The 21,050-nt window shown below is 44.0% G+C and carries 25 protein-coding genes; 15 read left to right on the top strand and 10 right to left on the bottom strand.

Annotation, left to right across the window (positions count from 1 at the left end; translation table 11 throughout):
- Positions 1–2 precede the first annotated feature (2 nt).
- Positions 3–773: a transporter substrate-binding domain-containing protein gene (locus tag DHX103_RS03080; RefSeq protein WP_422123809.1), complete on the bottom strand. Its 771-nt coding sequence runs from the start codon at positions 771–773 to the stop codon at positions 3–5.
- A gap of 169 nt (positions 774–942) precedes the next feature.
- Between DHX103_RS03080 and pcp the strand changes: the two genes are divergently transcribed.
- Complete coding sequence (gene pcp, locus DHX103_RS03075) at positions 943–1,584, top strand: pyroglutamyl-peptidase I (protein WP_422123808.1); 642 nt, start codon at positions 943–945, stop codon at positions 1,582–1,584.
- 36 nt (positions 1,585–1,620) lie between these two features.
- Entirely contained in the window at positions 1,621–1,830 is a 210-nt protein-coding gene (locus DHX103_RS03070) for a hypothetical protein (RefSeq protein ID WP_422123807.1), read from the top strand.
- 180 nt (positions 1,831–2,010) lie between these two features.
- Here DHX103_RS03070 and DHX103_RS03065 read toward each other — a convergent pair whose 3' ends face one another.
- On the bottom strand, positions 2,011–2,679 hold the full coding sequence (locus DHX103_RS03065) for an HAD family hydrolase (RefSeq protein ID WP_422123806.1): 669 nt from the start codon (positions 2,677–2,679) through the stop codon (positions 2,011–2,013).
- A 139-nt stretch (positions 2,680–2,818) separates the two neighbouring features.
- Between DHX103_RS03065 and DHX103_RS03060 the strand changes: the two genes are divergently transcribed.
- Together DHX103_RS03060 and DHX103_RS03055 are read left to right on the top strand one after the other, a co-directional pair.
- The gene (locus tag DHX103_RS03060; protein WP_422123805.1) at positions 2,819–3,109 is read left to right on the top strand and encodes a hypothetical protein; all 291 of its coding nucleotides are present in this window, start codon (positions 2,819–2,821) and stop codon (positions 3,107–3,109) included.
- Between the two features lie 111 nt (positions 3,110–3,220).
- Positions 3,221–4,894 (top strand): acyl-CoA dehydrogenase family protein, encoded by a 1,674-nt coding sequence (locus tag DHX103_RS03055; protein WP_422123804.1) that lies wholly within the window; start codon positions 3,221–3,223, stop codon positions 4,892–4,894.
- A 480-nt stretch (positions 4,895–5,374) separates the two neighbouring features.
- On the opposite strand, the gene yhfH is transcribed toward DHX103_RS03055, so the two are convergent.
- The 3 genes from yhfH to aceA are packed head-to-tail and all read right to left on the bottom strand — an operon-like array spanning position 5,375 to position 8,416.
- Complete coding sequence (gene yhfH / locus DHX103_RS03050; RefSeq protein WP_144837936.1) at positions 5,375–5,506, bottom strand: protein YhfH; 132 nt, start codon at positions 5,504–5,506, stop codon at positions 5,375–5,377.
- Between the two features lie 19 nt (positions 5,507–5,525).
- Complete coding sequence (gene aceB / locus DHX103_RS03045; RefSeq protein WP_422124711.1) at positions 5,526–7,070, bottom strand: malate synthase A; 1,545 nt, start codon at positions 7,068–7,070, stop codon at positions 5,526–5,528.
- A gap of 53 nt (positions 7,071–7,123) precedes the next feature.
- Entirely contained in the window at positions 7,124–8,416 is a 1,293-nt protein-coding gene (gene aceA, locus DHX103_RS03040) for an isocitrate lyase (RefSeq protein WP_422123803.1), read from the bottom strand.
- A 172-nt stretch (positions 8,417–8,588) separates the two neighbouring features.
- Here aceA and DHX103_RS03035 point away from each other — a divergent pair, with 172 nt between their 5' ends.
- A complete protein-coding gene (locus tag DHX103_RS03035) occupies positions 8,589–9,239 on the top strand; it encodes a LytTR family DNA-binding domain-containing protein (RefSeq protein ID WP_422123802.1) in 651 nt (216 codons plus the stop codon).
- Between the two features lie 71 nt (positions 9,240–9,310).
- Positions 9,311–9,805, top strand: a complete 495-nt coding sequence (locus tag DHX103_RS03030; RefSeq protein WP_422123801.1) for a cupin domain-containing protein — start codon at positions 9,311–9,313, stop codon at positions 9,803–9,805.
- 47 nt (positions 9,806–9,852) lie between these two features.
- Here the strand turns inward: DHX103_RS03030 and DHX103_RS03025 are convergent, their stop codons facing one another.
- Positions 9,853–11,277 carry an NAD-dependent succinate-semialdehyde dehydrogenase gene (locus DHX103_RS03025; RefSeq protein WP_422123800.1) on the bottom strand — a complete coding sequence of 475 codons (1,425 nt, stop codon included), beginning with the start codon at positions 11,275–11,277 and terminating at the stop codon, positions 9,853–9,855.
- Between the two features lie 205 nt (positions 11,278–11,482).
- Here DHX103_RS03025 and DHX103_RS03020 point away from each other — a divergent pair, with 205 nt between their 5' ends.
- From DHX103_RS03020 to DHX103_RS02995, 6 genes are all read left to right on the top strand, one after another.
- Positions 11,483–11,785: a replication/maintenance protein RepL gene (locus tag DHX103_RS03020; RefSeq protein ID WP_422123799.1), complete on the top strand. Its 303-nt coding sequence runs from the start codon at positions 11,483–11,485 to the stop codon at positions 11,783–11,785.
- Positions 11,786–12,165: 380 nt separating this feature from the next.
- Positions 12,166–12,831 (top strand): YveK family protein, encoded by a 666-nt coding sequence (locus DHX103_RS03015; protein WP_422123798.1) that lies wholly within the window; start codon positions 12,166–12,168, stop codon positions 12,829–12,831.
- A 27-nt stretch (positions 12,832–12,858) separates the two neighbouring features.
- Positions 12,859–13,875 carry a GNAT family N-acetyltransferase gene (locus DHX103_RS03010; RefSeq protein WP_422123797.1) on the top strand — a complete coding sequence of 339 codons (1,017 nt, stop codon included), beginning with the start codon at positions 12,859–12,861 and terminating at the stop codon, positions 13,873–13,875.
- Between the two features lie 53 nt (positions 13,876–13,928).
- On the top strand, positions 13,929–14,390 hold the full coding sequence (locus DHX103_RS03005; RefSeq protein WP_422123796.1) for a hypothetical protein: 462 nt from the start codon (positions 13,929–13,931) through the stop codon (positions 14,388–14,390).
- A 37-nt stretch (positions 14,391–14,427) separates the two neighbouring features.
- Positions 14,428–14,748 carry an MGMT family protein gene (locus tag DHX103_RS03000; RefSeq protein WP_422123795.1) on the top strand — a complete coding sequence of 107 codons (321 nt, stop codon included), beginning with the start codon at positions 14,428–14,430 and terminating at the stop codon, positions 14,746–14,748.
- Positions 14,749–14,846: 98 nt separating this feature from the next.
- Positions 14,847–15,581 carry a gamma-glutamyl-gamma-aminobutyrate hydrolase family protein gene (locus tag DHX103_RS02995; protein ID WP_422123794.1) on the top strand — a complete coding sequence of 245 codons (735 nt, stop codon included), beginning with the start codon at positions 14,847–14,849 and terminating at the stop codon, positions 15,579–15,581.
- 43 nt (positions 15,582–15,624) lie between these two features.
- Here the strand turns inward: DHX103_RS02995 and DHX103_RS02990 are convergent, their stop codons facing one another.
- Positions 15,625–16,071 (bottom strand): hypothetical protein, encoded by a 447-nt coding sequence (locus tag DHX103_RS02990; RefSeq protein ID WP_422123793.1) that lies wholly within the window; start codon positions 16,069–16,071, stop codon positions 15,625–15,627.
- A gap of 5 nt (positions 16,072–16,076) precedes the next feature.
- The gene (locus DHX103_RS02985; RefSeq protein WP_422123792.1) at positions 16,077–17,372 is read right to left on the bottom strand and encodes a helix-turn-helix domain-containing protein; all 1,296 of its coding nucleotides are present in this window, start codon (positions 17,370–17,372) and stop codon (positions 16,077–16,079) included.
- A 372-nt stretch (positions 17,373–17,744) separates the two neighbouring features.
- On the opposite strand from DHX103_RS02985, the gene DHX103_RS02980 reads away from it, so the two are divergent.
- Positions 17,745–18,086 carry a general stress protein gene (locus DHX103_RS02980; RefSeq protein WP_422123791.1) on the top strand — a complete coding sequence of 114 codons (342 nt, stop codon included), beginning with the start codon at positions 17,745–17,747 and terminating at the stop codon, positions 18,084–18,086.
- Positions 18,087–18,220: 134 nt separating this feature from the next.
- Positions 18,221–19,252 (top strand): general stress protein, encoded by a 1,032-nt coding sequence (locus DHX103_RS02975; RefSeq protein WP_422123790.1) that lies wholly within the window; start codon positions 18,221–18,223, stop codon positions 19,250–19,252.
- 120 nt (positions 19,253–19,372) lie between these two features.
- Here DHX103_RS02975 and DHX103_RS02970 read toward each other — a convergent pair whose 3' ends face one another.
- Positions 19,373–19,561: a CsbD family protein gene (locus DHX103_RS02970; RefSeq protein WP_422123789.1), complete on the bottom strand. Its 189-nt coding sequence runs from the start codon at positions 19,559–19,561 to the stop codon at positions 19,373–19,375.
- A gap of 95 nt (positions 19,562–19,656) precedes the next feature.
- Entirely contained in the window at positions 19,657–19,965 is a 309-nt protein-coding gene (locus DHX103_RS02965) for a hypothetical protein (RefSeq protein WP_422123788.1), read from the bottom strand.
- Between the two features lie 104 nt (positions 19,966–20,069).
- Between DHX103_RS02965 and DHX103_RS02960 the strand changes: the two genes are divergently transcribed.
- Complete coding sequence (locus tag DHX103_RS02960; protein ID WP_422123787.1) at positions 20,070–21,035, top strand: NAD-dependent epimerase/dehydratase family protein; 966 nt, start codon at positions 20,070–20,072, stop codon at positions 21,033–21,035.
- Positions 21,036–21,050 lie beyond the last annotated feature (15 nt).

Genomic DNA, 21,050 nt, shown 5'->3' with positions numbered 1-21,050 from the left:
TTTTATTTTTCTTCACTCAACCATTTGTTCTGAAGTTCTTTCAGGAAGCCGCTTTCTTCCGCTTTTGCAAGGGCTTCGTTGACCTCATCAACAAGCTCGCTGCCTTTAGGGAAGGCTACAGCCATGCCGGGTGAACTTGTCGTTGGATCGTCAAATGCTTCGAGGTCCTGCTGAGCCAGGTAGCCGAGCGCCGCTTCTTTATCCATATAGGCAACTTCGATGCGCCCGGACAGGATTTCCTGGATCAAAGCCCCGGAGTCATCCAATGCTTTCAATTCGAAATTGACGTCTTCTTCTTCAAGGATCTTGTTCGCGCCTTCTTCCTGGATCGTGCCGAGCTGAACGCCCACTGTCAATCCTTCCAGGGCTTCCAGCGATTTTACGTCTGACCCTTCAGCTGTAACGAACATTTCGCCTGAATGATTATACTCAGTGGAGAAATCCACATTTTCACGGCGGGAATCCGTCGCAGACATGCCGGCGATGACCATGTCGACGCGGTCACTTTGCAGCGCACCGATCAGTCCGTCGAATTTCATGTCCGTGATTTCCAGTTCGTAGCCGAGTTCATCTGCTATGTAATTGGCGAGGTCGATATCGAATCCCACGATTTCTCCTGCTGGGTTACGGGATTCAAAAGGTGCGAATTCTGCGGATGTTCCCATTTCCAATACTTCCTTTTGGGTCGAGTCCGCTGCCGTGTCGTCGCCGCATGCCCCGAGTACCAATGCCGCTGATGCCAATAAACCGATAAACAATGATTGCTTTTTCATATAATGATTCCTCCAGTTAAAGTATTTTTATTCGTTATATTGTATATTAAGGCGTAAAATATGCATTGTAAAGAGTAAATATGCTATTTAGTGAATAATTATGTATTTAGATTATTCTGCAATTTTTATTTCAGTGTTGTATCATTAAGAAAAGACAGGAGGCTGGGCAATGAAAAAATTGCTATTGACGGGCTTTGAACCGTTTCTGGATTACACATTGAATCCGACAATGAAAGTGGTAGAAGAGTTGGACAATATTTCTATAGGAGAATATCAGGTTATTGGAAGGATACTGCCTGTCGACTTTGCAAAGGCGGGTAGCATGATTATCGATTTAATCGAAGAAGTCGAACCCGACGCCGTGATTTCACTCGGTTTGGCAGCCGGCCGTTTCAAAATGACACCGGAACGGATCGCCATCAATTTTAAAGATGGGCCCGTGGATAATGAAGGCCATAAGCCCGTCGATGAACCTGTACAATTGGATGGGGAAGCCGGGTATCTGACGACTTTGCCTGTTCGTAAAATGGTGGAAAGGCTGATGGAAGAAGGATTGCCTGCAGATATATCGAATACAGCCGGTGCATATTTATGCAATAATGTCATGTACGAAGCGCTCCATTACGCAAAATTACATAGTAAAGACATGCCTTCCGGTTTTATACACATGCCGGCTTCACATGAACTCGCCATCGAACACGGCAACTTGCCGAGTTGGGCGCATCGGGATTTAGTGAAGGGCGTGCGTATCTGTCTTGAGGTTTTGGTGGCTGAGGAGTCGGTGGAACCAAAGGCTGAAGGTGTGATCTAATCCTGTATTGATGGGATGCTGCAAAGGAGGAGTCTGGTGGAGAAAGTCAAAATACATTCCTTGATACTCGGGGCATTGGTTATCAGTTCACTTACAATGGCGTTGTATGCTTATGAGAATTTCATTGATGGTCACAATGGTTATGGCACAGTCTTTACAGCAATCTGTATTTTCCTGATAGGATTGGTGGTTTTCGGTGTAATCAGAAACCGGAAAATCGGTAAGGAGCAGAATTTTGAAAGCTGATGGATTAAAAAAGCAGAGGATCTTCCAGGCGCAATGCCTGAAGATCCTCTGCTTTTCTATTGTCCAGACTCAAGCGGCCCAGCACCTCGGGTCATAAGCCAGCTCAGCTATGCGGCAAAGAACGCCGCTCCGCTGATCCGTCTTATGCCTTTCGGAGCTGAACGGGCGCTTGCGCTTTTCTTATTGGATAATTTCCCATTGCAGCTTCTCTGCTACGGTGCGCAGACGCGGTTCCGGATGGACAGCAACCGGATGGCCGACAAGCTCGAGCACTGCCAGGTCAGAAAAACTGTCGCCGTATGCAAAGCTGTTGGACCAGTCAATTTCCTGGCCGTCCAGTGCTTCATGGATTTTTTTCGTTTTTAATGCCCCTTGTATATGTGTGACGGGGGTCAGGAGATCGAGAATATCATCCTTATAATGGATTTCCGTGCCAATGATTTTCTCAATCGGCATTTTGTCGGTGACTGCGTGAAGCAGCGGCATGAAGGCGCCGGATACTAACATGACGTAATCGTTATCGGCTACATGCTGACGCAGTCTTTCGACGACTCGGCTGTTCATGTCATCGTGCATTTTGTCTGCGATTTCACCGAAGAATTGTTCCAGTTCGGTTCGGCTGAAAGTCTCAAGTGCCATGAGGTAAGCCTGCACCGAGCGTGCCCGCATTTTTGCCTCGGGATAAATCTTTAATTTATGGCCGAGATAAGGAGGCATGATTGCGCGGTAAAATTTACGGTAACGCAAACTGTGCTCCGGATGGTTTTTCAGATGCGCCATCATCAATTGAAAAGTCTCTTTCGAATATAGGGTTCCGTCAAAATCGAATATTGCCACTCGCACAGTCATCACTCCGGTTTCATTGATCTTATTTTCTACATCATAACGGAAATTGACGGCGCCTTCCAGTAATCGGAAGATGTTTATTGATTTTCCCGGACAGGGTATAGGAGAAGAAATCAAACCGGGTGAGACAGGAGGGATTCATTTGCAGAAGCAGCGCATCACCGTAGGATATGTGGAATTGACCGATGAAGAATCCGAGGAACTTTTTGAAAAAGTACGCAAGGATAAAGGAATTAAAGGTTATGCAGAGCTCCAGGGCCTCATGGAGGATTTTGACTCGCGTGTCATTGAACCCCAGGAAGAAAGGGTCTTTGAATTGCTGGGGGAAGAAGCGGATTCAACGAAATCTTACCAAGAAATCCGTTATATTGAAGTCTTCAACAAATTGGAAAAAGATTCAAGCTACCACATCAAATCATCCATACAAGAGTAGTATTGCAGGCCGGACATGGGATGTCCGGTTTTTTTTGGAGCCTTGTTACTTTCGACTGCCGGTAGTGATAAACTGATAATAACGAAATATTGAAAAAACGAGGTGTCTGCATTGGTAGTATTGAAAGGGCAAGCTCCATTGGGTGAGAAAAATTTTTATACAAAAGATGAAACATTGAAAAAGATTCTGGCAGATTTTTTGCCAACTGATTTTCATGAATATGCGACTAAGGAATTGGCCGCATTCGGCAGGCTCGCAGCCAATGAAATCGACGAACGGGCGCGTCATACTGACCGCGATGGTGCGCCAAAACTGGAGAAATACGATAGGCTTGGTGAGGATATATCGCATGTATGGGTCAATGACGGCTATAAGAAAACGGTCGAGGAAACGTATGCGACCGGCATTGTCGGCTATGTGCATACAGAGATTCCGGAACTGGGGCGGAAGGGCAATTACGTCTATAGTTTTGCGCAAGGCTATTTGCTGTCGCAGTCGGAGCCCGGGTTTTATTGTCCGGTGACATTAACGATGGCGACGGCATATCTGCTGGATCATTTTGCGGACGACGATGTGAAAGCGCGCTTTTTGCCGCATGTTTGTTCAACAGGCGACACTGAGTTGTTTGAAGGTGCGACATTTTTGACGGAGCGCCAGGGCGGCTCGGATGTCGGAGCGAATGAAGTGAATGCGGTTGAAACGGCTGCGGGATATCGCCTCTACGGTGAGAAGTATTTCGCCTCGAACGCCGGCATGGCGGGTGTGGCAATGGTGCTGGCACGGATAGAAGGAGCTGCTGAAGGTTCGAGGGGGTTGACTTTATTCGCGGTGCCGTGGCGTATTGATGGAAAATTGAACGGTATCAAAATTCGCCGTCTGAAAGACAAGCTTGGTGTTCGGGCGGTGCCGTCCGGTGAAGTGGAGTTTGACGGTGCGGAAGCTTATGTTGTCGGAGATTCGGCGCAGGGGCTGAAATATATGATGGAAGCCTTGAATTTGTCGCGGATCTGCAACGCGGTGGCGTCTGTCGGCATCATGAAACGTGCGCTGGACGAGGCAACGGAATATGCGGAGCGACGCAATGCATTCGGCCGAAAGCTGACAAAATTTCCGATGGTGCAGGACAGTTTGATGAAGCTGCGCGCCAAGCAGGAATTTGAGACCGCAGCGATTTTCGATTTGATCGTGCTTTATGACCGGGTGGCAGCAGGTGAAGCTTCAGCTGAAGAGCAGATTCTGAACCGCTTGCTGATTGCCATTCTGAAAAAAGAATCTGCAGAGCAAGCCATTCATTTTTCGCACGAGGCAATCGAGCTGCACGGCGGCAACGGCTATATCGAGGATTTTGTGACGCCGCGTTTGCTGCGCGACGCCCAAGTGCTGACCGTGTGGGAAGGAACAGCCAATATATTGGGGTTGGAATTGATCCGACTCGTCAATAAATTCGATGCGCATAAAGTGTTTGTACGCCATATTGAAGGCCGCCTTGCCAAGTTGTCTGCCACACCTGAAGTGGATGTGGTGCGCGGCAAGCTTGTAGAATTGCAAGGTGAATTAACTTCTTTTTCCGGTTTTAACGCCGATTTGCAGACTTTCGAAGCAAAAAGCTTGTTGCAGAAAAAGGCCTGGCTGTTTGAAAATACAGTTGCGCTGGAATGGGCGGAGAAGCATGGTGGCGTTTATGTGCCGCTTGCTGAAATTTTCACAGAAATGACCTGGAATACACGTGAAGTGGGCGACGAAATGAAAACGGTGAAGTATTTTGGAGATGTGATGGGTGGATGAGGGTGAGGACGGCCGCAGAGATGTGATTCTGCGGCCGATTTTTATTGTTGTGAAAACAGGCATTTCCTTTTTTATGGATATACTGTCCATTGGGGGTGAAATACTGTCCGTTAGAGACCAAATACTGTCCATTGCATTTTAGGCAGAGAATATAGCAGGTGATTTCCCTCAAATCTTATTAATTTTGATTGAAAATAAATGAAATTGCCAGCCATAGTAAAATCGGAATTCCAATATTTGGGATACTTTCCATTAGGGCTTAAATACTTTCCAAATTAGCTCAAATACTTTCCAAAACATCCGAAATACTTTCCAAACAGGGGCAAATACTTTCTATTTCATTTTCTGGAATTAATTTGCATAATGCTGGAAACCAGAGTGTCAGCCAATTTCCATTAATATGGATATACTATCGGCACACACTTCCACACCACATAAAAAGGCGGTCCGCACACAGCGGACCGCCTCTCCAAACGAATTCTACTCTTCTCCGTGCCCCATGCAGCGCTCGCATTCATAAACGATCGACTCGCGCTGTTCCTGGATTTCAGCTCCACATTCGCGGCATTCCTTTTTTGAACGTGTCCCGTAAGTAGTCTGCAAGTTTTTCATAATGATCTCCTCCAATAGGTTAGTTTAGTTTGTCATACCCAGGCAGTGTCAGAAACTCGGCAAAATCACTTTCCAATGTCAGTTTTGCAAATAGTTCTCGGGCAGCGGCATAGTTGCCGGATACATAAACTTCTTCACCGACGGCGTTCTTAATCTTAGCAGTCTCCTCGTCCAGAAAATCATGGAACAAACTGATGTTGATCTTGCGGCCGTCTTCGAGCACGCCTTTTGGATGGCGGATCCATTGCCATACCTGGGAGCGGGAAATTTCGGCGGTGGCGGCGTCTTCCATCAGATTGTTGATGGGCGCTGCGCCGTTGCCGGATAGCCAGGACGCAATATATTGGATGCCGACAGAGATATTGGAACGAAGACCCTCTTCGGTAATCGTACCTTTCGGGACTGCTACCAGCTCTGCAGCAGAAACCGCTACATCGTCACGCTGTCTGTCGATCTGGTTCGGCGTCGGCATATGTTCATTGAATTGCTCCATTGCCGTTGCCACCATTCCCGGATGGGCGACCCAAGTGCCGTCGTGGCCATCCGTCACTTCGCGCCGCTTGTCTTCAGCGACTTTCGCAAACGCCGACCGGTTGGCTTCGTCATCGCCTTTAACCGGGATTTGCGCAGCCATGCCCCCCATTGCCGGCGCACCTCTGCGGTGGCAAGTTTTGATGCACAATAATGTATAAGCACGCATAAACGGTACAGTCATCGTCACCTGGGCGCGGTCCGGAAAAATGTAATCCGGATTATTGCGCATCCGCTTGATGACGGAAAAGATATAATCCCAACGGCCGCAATTCAGGCCGGCGGAATGGTCACGCAGCTCATACAGGATTTCGTCCATTTCAAACGCCGCGAGAATTGTTTCAATCAATACCGTTGCGCGGATCGAACCATGCGGAACACCAAGTTCCTGCTGGGCAAAAACGAAAACATCATTCCACAATCGCGCTTCCAGATGGCTTTCGAGCTTCGGTAAATAAAAGTAAGGACCTGAACCGCGTGCCATCAATTCTTTCGCATTATGGAAGAAAAACAATCCGAAATCGACTAAACTGCCGGAAGCGGCACGTCCCGCGATTTCAATATTTTTCTCCGGCAAATGCCAGCCGCGGGGACGGACCATCAATACGGCCGTTTTTTCATTCAGCGCATATTTTTTACCGGTTTCGGGAATTTCAAAGTCGATCTGACGGCGGACTGCGTCATATAAATTCACTTGACCGTCGATGACGTTGAACCAATTCGGTGCTGTGGCATCTTCCAGATCCGCCATGAACATTTTTGCGCCGGAATTCAAAGCGTTGATGAGCATCTTGCGGTTGGTGGGGCCGGTGATTTCAACGCGGCGGTCCTTCATATCCTCCGGCAGGGGAGCGACCGTCCAGTCGCCATCCCGGATGTGTTGCGTCTCGGGCAGAAAATCGAGCTTTTTGCCTGCGTTCAATTCTTTCTGGCGCACTTGGCGCCGGTCCAGCAAATCGCGCCGGCGCTGATCGAAATTCCGATGAAGCTTTTCGATAAATTCCAAGGCTTCCGGTGTCAGAATCTTTTCCATATCCGGTGTGACAGGGGCAGTGATTTTGATATCCGATTTGGTAATCAATTGCTTCACCCTTTCGCCGCTTGGAATTGGTCGGCTTCAGTAGAACCTTTCATGGCTGTGGTGGAACTTGTGCCGCCGGAAATGATTTGAGACACTTCATCGAAGTAGCCGGTGCCGACTTCACGCTGGTGGCGGGTTGCAGTATAGCCTTTCTCTTCGCTGGCAAATTCAGCCTGCTGCAATTTCGAGTAAGCGGCCATGCCTTGATCTTTATAAGCATGTGCCAACTCGAACATACTGTGGTTAAGTGCATGGAAGCCGGCCAACGTAACGAATTGGAATTTATAGCCCATCTTGCCGAGCTCGACCTGGTATTTGGCAATCGTTTCTTCATCAAGTTTCGCTTTCCAGTTGAATGAAGGAGAGCAATTATAAGCGAGCAATTTACCTGGGAATTTCGCATGGATCGCATCAGCGAATTGTTGCGCTTCCTCAAGGTTTGGGTGGGAAGTTTCGCACCATACCAAGTCCGCGTAAGGGGCATAAGCAAGTCCGCGTGCGATGGCCTGGTCGATGCCCGGGTTTGTGCGGTAGAAACCTTCCGGTGTGCGTTCGCCGGTGATGAAACGGTGGTCTTCCGGATCGATGTCGCTGGTGATGAGATCTGCTGCATCCGCATCTGTCCGAGCGATCAACAGGGTTGGTACGCCCATCACATCCGCTGCGAGTCTTGCAGAAACCAGGTTGCGCACGGCGTTTTGTGTCGGCTGCAAGACTTTACCGCCTAGATGTCCACATTTTTTCTCTGAAGCCAATTGGTCTTCGAAATGGACGCCGGCTGCACCGGCTTCAATCATTGCTTTCATCAATTCGAAGACATTCAGCGGGCCGCCAAATCCTGCTTCCGCATCGGCAACGATCGGGGCGAACCAGTCGATGCCGTCTGTACCTTCGACGTTGTCAATCTGATCGGCACGCTGCAGCGCCTGATTGATTTTTTTGACGACGTTCGGCACTGAATCCACCGGATACAAACTTTGGTCCGGATACATTTGACCTGCCGAGTTGGCGTCTGCCGCTACCTGCCAGCCGCTCAGATAAATGGCCTGAAGACCGGCTTTCACTTGCTGGACTGCCTGGTTGCCAGTCAATGCTCCAAGTGCATTCACGAAATCTGTTTCATGGATGGAGCGGAAAAGACGTTCAGCACCACGTGTTGCCAAAGTATACTCAATTTGCACAGAACCGCGAAGCTTGACGACATCTTCTGCTGAATAAGGGCGCGTAATGCCATTCCATCTTGTATCCTGTTCCCAATTCTTTTTCAATTCTTCAATTTGCTGTTGTTTGCTGACCATCCAACCATTCCCTTCGAATAAAAAATTTTATTTAACTGTATTAATACAGTTTGTGTTAATGTATATTAATATATAACAGATAATTCTGCTTGTCCTGATAATTGGATGAATGGTTTTATTCGGTGACAAAATGCGGTATTTGCAGACAAATGACTGGAAAGGGGCAGAAGCGATGGAAAAAGCTTTTATAGAACAGCTCAGCCAGCTGATCGGTGACTGGCTTCCGCAAGCAGCGTCAATCGCAGTGGCAGTAGAGGATTCTTATATTTATTTCAAAGCAGGTGAGATCCAGCTGCGAATTCGGGAAGGAGATCCGGTGCCGGCGGGCAGTGTAGCCCAACTGACATTTCAAACAGGGAAGAGGGTCGAAAAACTGGTGGAAAATTCTCCACTGGGCTTTGCCTATTACGGAATCGGCTATCCAGTGGAATATGCGGGTAAGGCTGCGGCATTGGTTGTCATATTGCCGACCAATCACCTGTTGGCACGTAAACCGCCGCTGCGCTTCCTGACCGGCAAACTGGAGGACAATTGGCGGCCGGTACCAATCGAGCTGGTGTCCCATATTGAAAGCACTCAGAAAAAGACGTGGTTCTATGCTGATGAGGAATCTTATTGCACCATTCAGACGTTAAAAGAGCTTAAGTCTCAATTGCCGGATTGCTTTTTGCCGGTGCACCGATCATTTATCGTGAACATCAATTATATAGAAGGAATCGCACGCGACATTTCTTCCAATTACGTTTTAACAATGAAAGACGGCTCGCTGTTGCCGGTAAGTCAAAACTATGCCGGGTCCATCAGAGAACAATTAGGATTCTAAAACTGCGAGACTTTGATTAACTTTGGGAGAGAGGGGTAAAGTCCTGTAAAAACCTTTGGAGTGATCAATCGATGGAAAAAACGAAATTCATTTATTTTGAAGATGACGGCATGATACCGAACAACACATCATTGGCTGTCGCGATTTACCCTGGTGCGTTCAAAGACAATCCTGAAAAGATTGAAGAAACGTTCAATAACAACGATTGGACCAATAGCTGGACGAATGGCGTTTTCGATTATCACCATTACCACAGCAATATCCACGAAGTTCTGGGCGTCCGTTCCGGCTCTGCGGTGCTATTGATCGGCGGGGAACAAGGGAAGAGGATTGAGGTGAATACTGGGGACGTGGCAGTGTTGCCGGCGGGCACCGGCCATAAGAAAATTTCAGCCAGCGATGATTTCCAGATTGTCGGAGCATATCCGGGAGGCATCAGCCCGAACAAGAAAATCGGCAATATTGACGAACGCCCTTATGTCTTGGAAGATATTCAAAATACGCCGCTGCCTAAGAGGGATCCGGTGTATGGCAATGAAGGGCCGCTGATAGAGAACTGGAAATAAAAAAATCCCCTGCCCACATGAATCGTGAGCAGGGGATTTAGTTTTATCTATAATTGAATCGAAATATACTTCGTCTCCAGGAATGCCTCAAGGCCTTCCTGTCCGCCTTCACGGCCGATGCCGCTTTCTTTCATGCCGCCGAACGGTGCCTGTGCAGCTGAAGGCAATCCGTCATTCCAGCCGACAATGCCGTAATCCAGGTTTTCAGCAATGTAAGTTCCTCGCTGCATGCTGTTAGTAAAGAAATAGGCAGCAAGTCCGAAGCGTGTATCGTTTGCCAATTGGACCGCTTCTTCGTCACTTTTAAAAGTCATAATCGGTGCGACCGGACCGAACGTTTCCTCGTGCATGACCAGCATGTCCGAATTCGCATTCAACAGGACGGTCGGATTATAAAAATAGGAATCATTTTCAGTGCGGCCATCCCCGCCGACAAGCACTTTCGCGCCTTTATCGACTGCATCTTGCACATGTCTCGCCACTTTGTCGTAGCCATCCTTGTCGACGAGCGGGCCGATTTCCACACCTTCCTCAAGGCCGTTGCCGACTTTCAGTTGAGAGGTGGCTTCCTGAAGTTTCTGTGAAAATTCCTCGACAATGCCTTCCTGGACATAGATGCGGTTTCCGCAGACGCAGGTCTGGCCGGCATTGCGGAACTTCGAAGCCATAACGCCTTTGACAGCTTCTTCTATATTTGCGTCATCCAATACAATGATCGGCGCGTGGCCACCGAGTTCGAGCGACAAGTTCAGCATCGTCTCAGAGCTTTGCTTCATCAATTCTTTGCCGATTTCAGTGGATCCGGTGAACGTCAGCTTCCGGACCGACGGGTGGCTCGTAAACACTTTGCCGATTTTGCTGGCGCTGCCTGTCACCAGATTGATGACGCCTTTCGGGAAGCCGGCTTCTTCGGCCAACTCGTAAATTCGAACGGCTGTCAGCGGTGTCAGTTTCGCCGGCTTGGCGACGAAGGTACAACCAGCTGCAAGAGCGGGAGCCATTTTCCTTGCCATCATTGCGGCGGGGAAGTTCCATGGTGTGATGGAAACCACAACGCCAACTGGTTGCTTGTTGATTTGAATCCGTTTGCCGCCTTTGCTGGCGGGTATGGTGCGCCCATAGACGCGCTTGCCTTCTTCCGCATACCAAGAGATGAAAGCTGCAGAATATTCGATTTCACCGATTGCTTCAGCGAGCGGCTTGCCCATTTCCTTTGTCATGATTTCTGCCACTTCCTGTTTATTTTGCAGCAGCAAATCGTGCCATTTCATCAATAATTCAGCCCGGTGATAAGCTGTCGTTTTTGACCAATCGGGAAAAGCAGCTGCTGCGGCTTCGATAGCTTTCGTTGCTTCATCTTCGCCGCCGTTTGGCACTGTGCCAACCCGTTCACCGGTAGCCGGATTCATCACATTTATGACCCCGTCGCCGGCCGTTGACCATTCTCCATTAATATAATGTTTTCCTTGCATTCAAAACCCTCCTCTTAAAAAATATCTACTCCACATATATACCCAAATTATGCTGATGGAATCAAGAATAGATTCTTTTCCAGTACAATTTCTGCAGAAAGATTGAGTAATATTCAATACTTTTTAGTGAAAATATGACTACGTGGAAAAGAACTGGGTATAGATGTAAAAAGGAATCAAATATGCAGGCAGGAGGTGGAGTTTGATGGAAGTCAGTGAAAGCAGAAAAATGGGATCAGATTCACTCACTGAAAGTAAAGTTGAAGAAATATGCAGGGATTGTTTTGTTTCCGAATCCGAACGCATTGCTGAAACCGGTGAAAAATTTCTCGATTACTTCGTAAAAAATGCCAGCGCAGATGGAGTATTATTCAAAACGATTAAAGAAATTACAACCGATAATAATATCCCGCATCAAACCTTATCCAAAGTCTTGAAAGTTCTCGAAGATAAAGGGGTGATATACAGACGCAATGGAATCATCGGTTTAACGAAAAAACATAATTAAACTTAACATCAGCGCAATTAAATAAATATTTTAATATATATGAGAATTGCCATTGCGGCCTAATGTTACAAACGATTATCTGCAAAAAAAGCATATAGTTAAATTTTGCACCGAAAAAAGCTCGATTCCATTAGGGATTGAGCTTTTTTCAGTGCTGAATTTCTGGTTTACAAACAATACTAAATACCTATTGTTGAAATATTCGTAATATTTGTAATTATAGCGATAGACTTTGTGCTTATAAATGGATAGTTTTATTTGATTTATATTAAATAAATAGTAGAAATGAATATGGATTTGTGATATAAATGAACTATAAATTCTGAATATTTAGATATAAAAGCGTATTTTCTATTTCTTTTTTACGGGGAGGAAAAATTATGGCGGAGAAAGTCATGGTGTTTAATATCCTTAAAAGCCTAAAGAATCACATGAAATTGATTGCTGGCTTTGCTTTAATTTCGATGATTATCATATGGGCACTCTTGACCTTTATATTGGCTCCGCAATATGAGGCAACCAGCCAAATCCTTATCGAACAGCAAGTCAATAATGCACCGGCCGCAAGCCAGGTGGAAGTTTCAGGGGATCCTCAGGTAGTGAATGCTTACATTGCGATGATAAAAAGTCGGGAAGTGCTGTCTTCGGCCATCACCGCGACCGGGAGTACTATGACGCCGGCAGAATTATATGAACAAGTGAGTGTTACCAATCTCTCCGCTTCCCAGGTTTTAAATATTACGGTGGAAAATAAAGACAGAAAAATGGCTGGCGAAATTGCTAACTCGTTGGCAAATGCCGCAATTGCAGAAGCGTGGGAACTGATGAAAGTCAATAATCTCAGCATCATCTCCAAAGCATCAGTGGAAGAAGTTCCTTCAGTATTGGAAGAGAATATTCTTTATGTCCTTGTAATCGGGGGATTGTTCGGAACTATTGTAGGGGTGCTGCTGGCCTTTATATCTGAATTATTCAATATGCTTTTCAGAACAGGCGTGCTGGAGCGCAGAAGAAAGCAGTCGAATCTTCAGACTGTATTCAAATAATTATGCTTCTCGAATGGGGGAACTGAAATGTATGAGCTGGTCTTTGCCAGCCACATAAATCGCTGGCAGCAAATTTTGGATCTGTTTAAAATCAATGATATCTATTTTACGCGCGAATACTTACTGAGTGCGTTAAAACTGGACCCCGGGGAAGTGATGCTCTTTTACTATGTTGATGAAGAAGGACATGGTGAAATCATTTATCCCTTTATTAAACGCCAGTTAAATAACGATGGAACGCCAAATTATGACATCACCACCCCATTCGGTTATGGCGGACCTGTTTTGAAGGTCAATAATGACGGCTCTAAGCTGGCGGCTAATTTCCTTCGAGTTTTTTCAGAATTCTGCAGGGGCGAGAAAATTCTGGCGGAATTCATCCGTTTCCATCCTGTGCTGAACAACTCAAACTATTTTGTCGATCATTTACAATTGATTTCAGTCTACGATACTTACACTTTGCAGTTAAATGCATATTTAAGTGAAAGTGAAGCGGTGGAAAACAAGGGGAAAGGAAACGGTGAAGATTCCGATTTTTCCTTCAGGAAACTTGGTACTGTTAAGCACATGTTTGATTTCCTGGTGCTCTATTATTCCACGATACGGCAGAGCGAGGATAAGGACAGCTATTATTTTTTTACAAATGATTATTTTGAGTCCTTAGTAAGTTCGCTGGGTTCGGACCTGCAGCTGTTTGGAATTTATAAGGGGAATAAATTGCTCGCGGCATCCTATGTTTTAGTGAAGGGCGAAACCATCTATCACCATTTAAGCGGTAAATCGGAAGTTGACACGCCGGTAGAAGCTGAAACGGAGCTCTTGAACAACATTGCTGAATGGGGAGCCTATAATGGCTTTCGGTATTTTCATATAGCCAATAAGAATTTGCTGGCTCAAAGTGTGGACGGGGAGAGCTTTCAAAAATCGTATGCAGTGTTAACTTCAACCTATTATATAGCACGGCTTGTCCATAATCAGGAAGAGTATCGTGCCTATCACCCTTTAGAAGAAACAGAACTGATAAAACGCTACGGCAATTTATAAATCGATTTTCAGTGTCCATCAGAATCGAAACGATTATCAGGGAGGGAATTCGAATGAAGTATCATCAATATAAGGGTGTTGTGGAACGGGAATATAAAATGTCTTTAAAGAAAATCATGCATCAAATATGTATAATTGAAGATATGAATGCAGTGGAAGGTGCTAAAAAGCTTGGAATTGCCAGGGAAGTTTTCGTGTATTGGCAGCGTTATTTCCGGTTAGAAAAGAGACAGCTCCTATTTGATCAGACTGTTCAGGAGCTGATAGATTTGGAAACCCTATACTTAGAAGACCCGAAAAGAAAAGAAATTCCCTCAATACCTGAATCATCAGAGTCGTTGGATGAGCTGGAAGATGTAGTAAGCGGTTTAATCGAGTATTATAAATATATCCATTACACCAGCGATGGCTTGTCACTGAAAACAGCAAAACTTCCTTTATACGAATTCAGCAAATCAGTGATTAGCGATTTTAAAAAAGGTAGTCTTACCGAAGAGCTGCAACCTGAAAGTTGACGTAGAGGAAATTCATTCGAAAAGGAAGCAATTATTCATGGAATTATTTACACAAAGAGCGATTCAAGTAATTCAGAGCATACCTGCCGGGAAAGTGATGACCTACGGACAAATTGCGGCTCTGGCAGGAAGTCCAAGAGGAGCCAGACAAGTGGCGAGATTGTTGCACAGTATGAGTGCAAAATATAGTTTGCCTTGGCATCGCGTGATTAACGCGCAGGGGAAAATTTCATTTCAGGCTGAAGACAATCGCCAAACCCAGGAGGAACTTCTGAAACTTGAAGGAGTGGTGGTGGGAGGTTCCGGAAAAGTCGATCTTATAGAATATCGGCATGATCCGGGACACGATGCTATCTGATTTGGGTTGCGTCCAGACAGCGCAAATGTTTAATGTAATTATAGACATGGGTATACTAGCAAAGTAGAATTTTGCTTCAAGGAAAGAGGTACCCATTTATGGCTAATAGAAAAAAACCAGTGATTGGTATAACTGCACGAGTTGAAAAGGATCAGACTTATACTTTGGATCCTGTATATGGACAGGCAATCCTTAAATCGGGCGGTTTGCCATTGATTGTTCCCATTGTTGACGAAGAAGACATCCCGCTATTGTGTGAACGTCTGGATGGTCTAATTGTAACCGGCGGTGGCGATATTAACCCAACACTTTACGGGGAAGAACCGCATCCAAGTCTGGGGGCAGTTTATCCCGGCAGTGATTTATACGAGAAAGAACTTATATTGGAATTTTTGAAACTGGATAAACCATTCATGGGAATGTGCCGAGGAATGCAAATGCTTAACGTGGCTCTTGGCGGAACCAACTATCAGGATCTGGATGCCGAGTATGAAGGGAAACTATACCAGCATCTGCAATTGGCTATGCGTACACACAGAACGCATTCCGTAGAATTGGAAGAAGACAGTCTTCTTTATCAGATCATGGGGGAAAAGGAATTTCACGTTAATTCATTCCACCACCAAGCCGTGCGGGATGTCTCGAACAAATTAAGAGTGGCTGCACGCGCCAAAGATGGCATGGTCGAAGCACTCGAAAGCAACGATTATCAATTTGTAATGGGCATCCAATGGCATCCCGAAGAATTTGCATTACAGGGAGATCAGGCTTCCATTAACATTTTTGACAGATTTGTAGAAGAATGTTTGAAAGATAAATATCAGAATCAATAAGAAAATGCTGCTCAGAGTTGAGCAGCGTTTTTGTTGAGGTGAATTAAACCTTGTTCGGAATTGACCAAGGCTCAGGATAACGTTCTTTGGCAACATCGAAGTTGTAGCTCCAAGGCTCAGGATAACGTTCTTTGGCAACATCGAAGTTGTAGCTCCAAGGCTCAGGATAACGTTCTTTGGCAACATCAAAGTTGTAGCTCCAAGGCTCAGGATAACGTTCTTTGGCAACATCGAAGTTGTAGCTCCAAGGCTCAGGATAACGTTCTTTGGCAACATCAAAGTTGTAGCTCCAAGGCTCAGGATAACGTTCTTTGGCAATATCGAAGTTGAAGCTCCAAGGCTCAGGATAACGTTCTTTGGCAACATCGAAGTTGTAACTCCAAGGCTCAGGATAACGTTCTGATTGGTCTTGTTTTTCAGTGAAATGTAAACCGGTAAAACTTGAAATAGTAATAGCTGCTGCAAATGTGATTGTTAAGACTTTTTTCATCGTTTTCACTCCTCTTTAATGGCCATCAATTCTTTATAAGCTATTTTAGCTTTTAATAGAGAATAAGCAGATTTCTCAAATTCGCCTATTCTCATATAAGTATTACCTAAATGCCCGTAATAGAAACCTATTTCAAAATGCTTGTTATGGGTTTTTAAAATTGGGATCAACTTTTCTTCTAAACAGCTTACAAACTGGTCAAAGTCCTGATTTACAAAGAATTTCAGACACATAAATTCAATATAAACTTCTTTAAAATGATTATTAGAAGGAGAATTGACACTTATATTACGCTCGATAATTATGTTTTCACCTTTTTGAATGTAGTTTTTTGCAGCATCAAAATCTTCGAGTTCAATGTAGCATTTAATTATTACACAATAGTCCAAGATTAAATCCGAAGTGTATTCTTCGGGAACAAACTTTAAGGCATTTTCAAGATGATAAATGGCTGATTCATAGTTCTGTAACTGGTAATAATAATACCCATAATTATATTCAGTATTAAACTTTAAAAAATCATTATCAATTTTATTGCCAATAGTAAAAGCGTACTTAAAATGTTCCTTCGCAGTTGTAAAATTCCCAATTCTTCTTTCGTTTATTGCAATAGTTAAATGACATTCCACAATTCTCTTAGGAACGAATTCTTGTTGATATATCTTGAGAGCTAAACCAGCATATTTATTCGCAATGTTTAATTCCCAACTGCGAGATGAGGATAGGGCAATAGAATAATATAAATCTCCTAGCTCAGTCGAAGATAGATTGGACGGAGATACTCTTTCAGCCAACAGATAGGTTTTTAGAGCTTGCTTAACATCATCAAGAATGTAATGGTAGTTACCCCAGTATTTGTGGTATAAATAAAATTGCTCTTGATTCATAAATTCTTTGAATCTTTCAATTTCTTTCAATTTGTCTTCGGCGCTGTCTAAATCACCTGTAATAATAAAGAAACGAATTTGTTGAACCTTATACTCTAATTCTATCTCTTCATCATTATGTAACAATGGATGATCATGAATATCAGCGTATTGCTCAATAATTCTCACTTTATCCTGAGAATGAAGTAATAATGATTTGAAATTCTTGACCAAAACCTTACCGACGGGATTGTCTTTGGAAGCAAGCGGTATCTCCAGTCTTTTGCAAAGAGCCTGCAATTCATCGAGAGTAGGTTCTTTCATACTAGCCTCAATCTTTTTCAACTCTTTAGGAGGCAGAATTCCAGAAGCAAGATTTTCGATGCTGATTCTTTTTTTCAACCGGTTATATTTAATCCGCATTCCCGTGTCCATTGATTCTCTCCTTTCCGTTTGCATGGGCAAAGATTCTATCATCCATGTAGGAGAGTTGCGTTCAAACTTCTCCGGATCTGTCGAAAAGCCAGAAGTAGAAAGATTGCTTAATACGATAATACCCGCCTCCCCATCTGAAGTATACTTTATTATATCTCTTATTTTCCCATTTTATCATCAATTTTCAAAATACACTGCTTATTTATTATGCTTTATATGAAATATAATAAAAAGGTGATATATACCTAGTAGGATGTAAAGTTATAGTAAATATAGGCTCATCTATTCATCGGCTCCTTTGTGAAAAAGTTTAGGGGGTCTGCACATCTGGGTAAAGTGTGCATAAAGACAGAATTTTTGGAGGTTCAATTTATGGATAAAGATAAAAGGGTGTTGGCTATTGTATTTTCTGATGATGATCTGATGAGGAAAATGGAAGATTTGAAAAATCAGGGCCACAGTGAAAGTGACATACATATGGTGGCAAAAGACAGTGACCGTCTGGAAGTGATTGAACGCCAGACTGGAGCGGAAGGTGAAAGGGTTAATTCTTTCAAAGATAAATTTAAAAGTTTCGTCAGCGGTGAAAGCAGTGTGCGTGAAGGTGTTAAATCACTGGGACTGAATGATCAGGAAACCGAACGCTATACTGCCGATATCGCAAAAGGTGGAATTCTTTTATATATAGAAGAAGATCATGCGGACTCATTGTAAATATCACTGCGAAAAGCACTCTTTCCTCCGTTTTTGAGAGAAAGAGTGCTTATTTATATATTTACGCAGGTTTTATTATTCAGAAGGTTCGGGTAAAGAAGGTTAAGACGATCTTACAGGAGGCTGAAAAAATAATGAAACACACAAACAGAGAATTTGAAATGGTTTATAGCCAGGAAGAAATGGAACAGCGTATAGAGCAATTAAAAATGCATGGCTACAGTGAAAATGATATTCACGTGCTGGCGAGGGATAAAGATGTATTCAATTCTTACGACAGTAAATTGAATGTAGATAAACATGAGGCTGAGTCTTTATCCACTAAATTCAAATCGTTCTTTAGCGGCGAAGATACTGTGCATACTCAATTGAGAGATTTGGAACTCGACGAGTCAGTAATCGACAGCTACAGTGAAGATATTAAAAAAGGTGCAATTCTATTGTATACGGATGGCAATGCTGTGAACCAGGAAAGAGAAAACAGTTCCACATTCAGTGATGGCAACAGAACCGGTGCTATTGATGAAAGCAAACGCAACACTGCATTTACGCCATTTGGGCGAGACATTGAGCGGGATGGACAAAAATTTAATGATGAAAAAATCCGGGACCGCGATGTGATGGGTACTTCAAATGGTGATCGTAACGACAATGACGAGCCATCGTACCGGACGATTGCACAGGATTCGGAAAAAATTTACACTTCTGAAGTACGCCGTGAAGATCAGCATGGCCACCCGAAATATGGCAAGAAAACCAAAGATTCACGGCTTGAAGGAGATTCAATCCATCCTACTTCGGATAGAAAACCGGAAGATGAGGGCTCTTTGAAAGAAAAGAGTTTTGATCATGAACCACAATTGGAAACAGAAGCACAGGATGAGGATCTGAACCGTGAAGAAGGGGTTAATCGCAGACAGGATGAGCCATCACCAGGAGTAGACCCGAACTTAGGGCCAGCACCGTTTGGCAGGGATTCAGAAGAAGAAAAACTGCTGAGAAATGACAATCAGGATAAGGGAACCGGAAACAGCCCGGATGATCCGAAGAATGCGTTGGACGGTCATGATGAAGTTGATAATCGTCATAATCCAAGAGACGCCAGACCGTTCCATGAAGATGTGGAAAAGAAAACTGCGACTCCGCCAACACCACGACTCTTTTAATCAGTTGCGACCAGCGTCAAACTTTTAAATGGTGATGGCGCAAAAAAGGTTCCGCTCAAGTTTTTGAGCGGAACCTTAATTCTTATACACAAAAAACCGGCCTTCAGGACCGGTTCTGCATTATTTATCTTTATTCACTTTGTTTTTGAAATCACCCACGGCGTTCTGGAAATCACCTTTAGTTTTGTCGGATTTGCCTTCGCGCTGTTTTTGTTTATCATCCGTTGCATTGCCAACCTGATCTTTTATTTCGCCTTTTCCTTTGCTGACAGCACTTTTAACTTTATCTGAAAATCCATCTTTGCTCATATCATATTCCTCCTAGAGTTCGTTTAATCTATGTATAGCCGAATTAACATATTCTAAACGCGAAGGTGAATGACAAAGTAAAAACCTTCAGTGGATCACTGAAGGTTTTTTTGGACAGGTTGGTTCTGAATGGCAATAAGAGTTTCCTTTGCAGCGTTTTGAATGTTGATGCTAAGGTCTTCTTCTGCTAATCGTTTTAAAGTGGGGAGAGGAGTATACGAGTTTTTCGCTACATTTTCCCTTACTTCGGCATGCTGGTCCATGGATAAGTCGACAAGTAATCCTGCACAAGTAATAGATTTGGCCAGTTCAGCCCTTTCTTGGTGCTGCATCTTCAACACAGCTGCTTCATCCCAGGCAGACCAATCAGTTAAACTTGAATAAAATTGCAGATTGCCATTCATGCAGTTTTGCACCCCTATGTTATTGAAATATTCTAACTATAAAACATTATAACAGAAATATTCAAAAATGATACTAATAATAAACACTAATTGGAGGATGAAATATGAAAATTCTAGTAATAGGCGGTACGTCATTTGTCGGTCGCCATATAGTAGAAAATGCATTAGATGGCGGGCATGAGGTAACGTTATTCAATAGAGGAAAGAGCAATCCCGAGCTCTTTACCAATTTGCCAAGGATAACCGGCGACAGAAAAAAGGATGCCGGCAAACTGCTTGGCATAGAATGGGATGCGGTTATTGATACTTCTGCTTATACACCTGCAGATTTGGTTCCTATTCTCGATAATATCACCACAGATCATTATACTTTCATTTCCACAATTTCAGTTTACGATGATTTTAGTAATGGACCTGTTAATGAAAATTCTACTATTCATCTAGGGATAGATTCAGATGAGGTGAACGGAAAGACTTATGGTCCTCTAAAAGTGAGGTGTGAAGAAATTGTAAATGAACGGTTTGGAGAAAAAGCTCTGATTATCCGACCGGGTATTGTGGCGGGTGCTTATGATCCGACTGACCGCTTTACTTATTGGGTTCTAAAATTGAAAGAGGAGGGCATCGCATTGATACCAGGAGACAAGTTCAGGAAAGTGCAATGGGTCGATGCCAGAGATTTGGCCGAATTCACAGTGAGCAATTTGGAAAATAGCACTAACGGCACGTATAATCTGACTGCAAATCCGGTTACTATGGAAGAGCTTGTGAAAACTTTAGCTTCTCAGAAAATGAAACCTGTATGGGTAAGTGATCAGATTTTATTGGATACCGGTATTAAGGCATTTCAATTGCCATTGTGGATGCCGGTAGACAAAGACCATCCGGAAGGTTATATATTGGCGGATAATTCCAAAGCGAAAAAAAGAGGCTGGCAGCCGAAAAGTCTCGCTGAAACTGCTGAAGCGGTTCGTCGATGGAAATATGATACCTTAAGCAAAGATTTGAAGACAGGAATCAAACCAGAAATAGAAAAAGAATTATTGTCACTTGCAAAAAGTAATCATTGAAAAGCGAAACTATTT

This window comes from Planococcus daihaiensis (assembly GCF_049262615.1).
In the GTDB taxonomy this organism is placed as follows: Bacteria; Bacillota; Bacilli; order Bacillales_A; family Planococcaceae; genus Planococcus.
The sequence above is the reverse complement of the archived record's forward strand: the minus strand, read 5'-3'. Positions and strand labels throughout refer to the sequence as shown.

Bases quoted from the DNA above. Each gene is read 5' to 3' on its own strand.
- DHX103_RS03080 (WP_422123809.1), bottom strand. From the start codon at position 773: ATGAAAAAGCAATCATTGTTTATCGGTTTATTGGCATCAGCGGCATTG.
- pcp (WP_422123808.1), top strand. From the start codon at position 943: ATGAAAAAATTGCTATTGACGGGCTTTGAACCGTTTCTGGATTACACA.
- DHX103_RS03065 (WP_422123806.1), bottom strand. From the start codon at position 2,679: ATGACTGTGCGAGTGGCAATATTCGATTTTGACGGAACCCTATATTCG.
- yhfH (WP_144837936.1), bottom strand. From the start codon at position 5,506: ATGAAAAACTTGCAGACTACTTACGGGACACGTTCAAAAAAGGAATGC.
- aceB (WP_422124711.1), bottom strand. From the start codon at position 7,070: ATGGAAAAGATTCTGACACCGGAAGCCTTGGAATTTATCGAAAAGCTT.
- aceA (WP_422123803.1), bottom strand. From the start codon at position 8,416: ATGGTCAGCAAACAACAGCAAATTGAAGAATTGAAAAAGAATTGGGAA.
- DHX103_RS03035 (WP_422123802.1), top strand. From the start codon at position 8,589: ATGGAAAAAGCTTTTATAGAACAGCTCAGCCAGCTGATCGGTGACTGG.
- DHX103_RS03030 (WP_422123801.1), top strand. From the start codon at position 9,311: ATGGAAAAAACGAAATTCATTTATTTTGAAGATGACGGCATGATACCG.
- DHX103_RS03025 (WP_422123800.1), bottom strand. From the start codon at position 11,277: ATGCAAGGAAAACATTATATTAATGGAGAATGGTCAACGGCCGGCGAC.
- DHX103_RS03020 (WP_422123799.1), top strand. From the start codon at position 11,483: ATGGAAGTCAGTGAAAGCAGAAAAATGGGATCAGATTCACTCACTGAA.
- DHX103_RS03015 (WP_422123798.1), top strand. From the start codon at position 12,166: ATGGCGGAGAAAGTCATGGTGTTTAATATCCTTAAAAGCCTAAAGAAT.
- DHX103_RS03010 (WP_422123797.1), top strand. From the start codon at position 12,859: ATGTATGAGCTGGTCTTTGCCAGCCACATAAATCGCTGGCAGCAAATT.
- DHX103_RS03005 (WP_422123796.1), top strand. From the start codon at position 13,929: ATGAAGTATCATCAATATAAGGGTGTTGTGGAACGGGAATATAAAATG.
- DHX103_RS03000 (WP_422123795.1), top strand. From the start codon at position 14,428: ATGGAATTATTTACACAAAGAGCGATTCAAGTAATTCAGAGCATACCT.
- DHX103_RS02995 (WP_422123794.1), top strand. From the start codon at position 14,847: ATGGCTAATAGAAAAAAACCAGTGATTGGTATAACTGCACGAGTTGAA.
- DHX103_RS02990 (WP_422123793.1), bottom strand. From the start codon at position 16,071: ATGAAAAAAGTCTTAACAATCACATTTGCAGCAGCTATTACTATTTCA.
- DHX103_RS02985 (WP_422123792.1), bottom strand. From the start codon at position 17,372: ATGGACACGGGAATGCGGATTAAATATAACCGGTTGAAAAAAAGAATC.
- DHX103_RS02980 (WP_422123791.1), top strand. From the start codon at position 17,745: ATGGATAAAGATAAAAGGGTGTTGGCTATTGTATTTTCTGATGATGAT.
- DHX103_RS02975 (WP_422123790.1), top strand. From the start codon at position 18,221: ATGAAACACACAAACAGAGAATTTGAAATGGTTTATAGCCAGGAAGAA.
- DHX103_RS02970 (WP_422123789.1), bottom strand. From the start codon at position 19,561: ATGAGCAAAGATGGATTTTCAGATAAAGTTAAAAGTGCTGTCAGCAAA.
- DHX103_RS02965 (WP_422123788.1), bottom strand. From the start codon at position 19,965: ATGAATGGCAATCTGCAATTTTATTCAAGTTTAACTGATTGGTCTGCC.
- DHX103_RS02960 (WP_422123787.1), top strand. From the start codon at position 20,070: ATGAAAATTCTAGTAATAGGCGGTACGTCATTTGTCGGTCGCCATATA.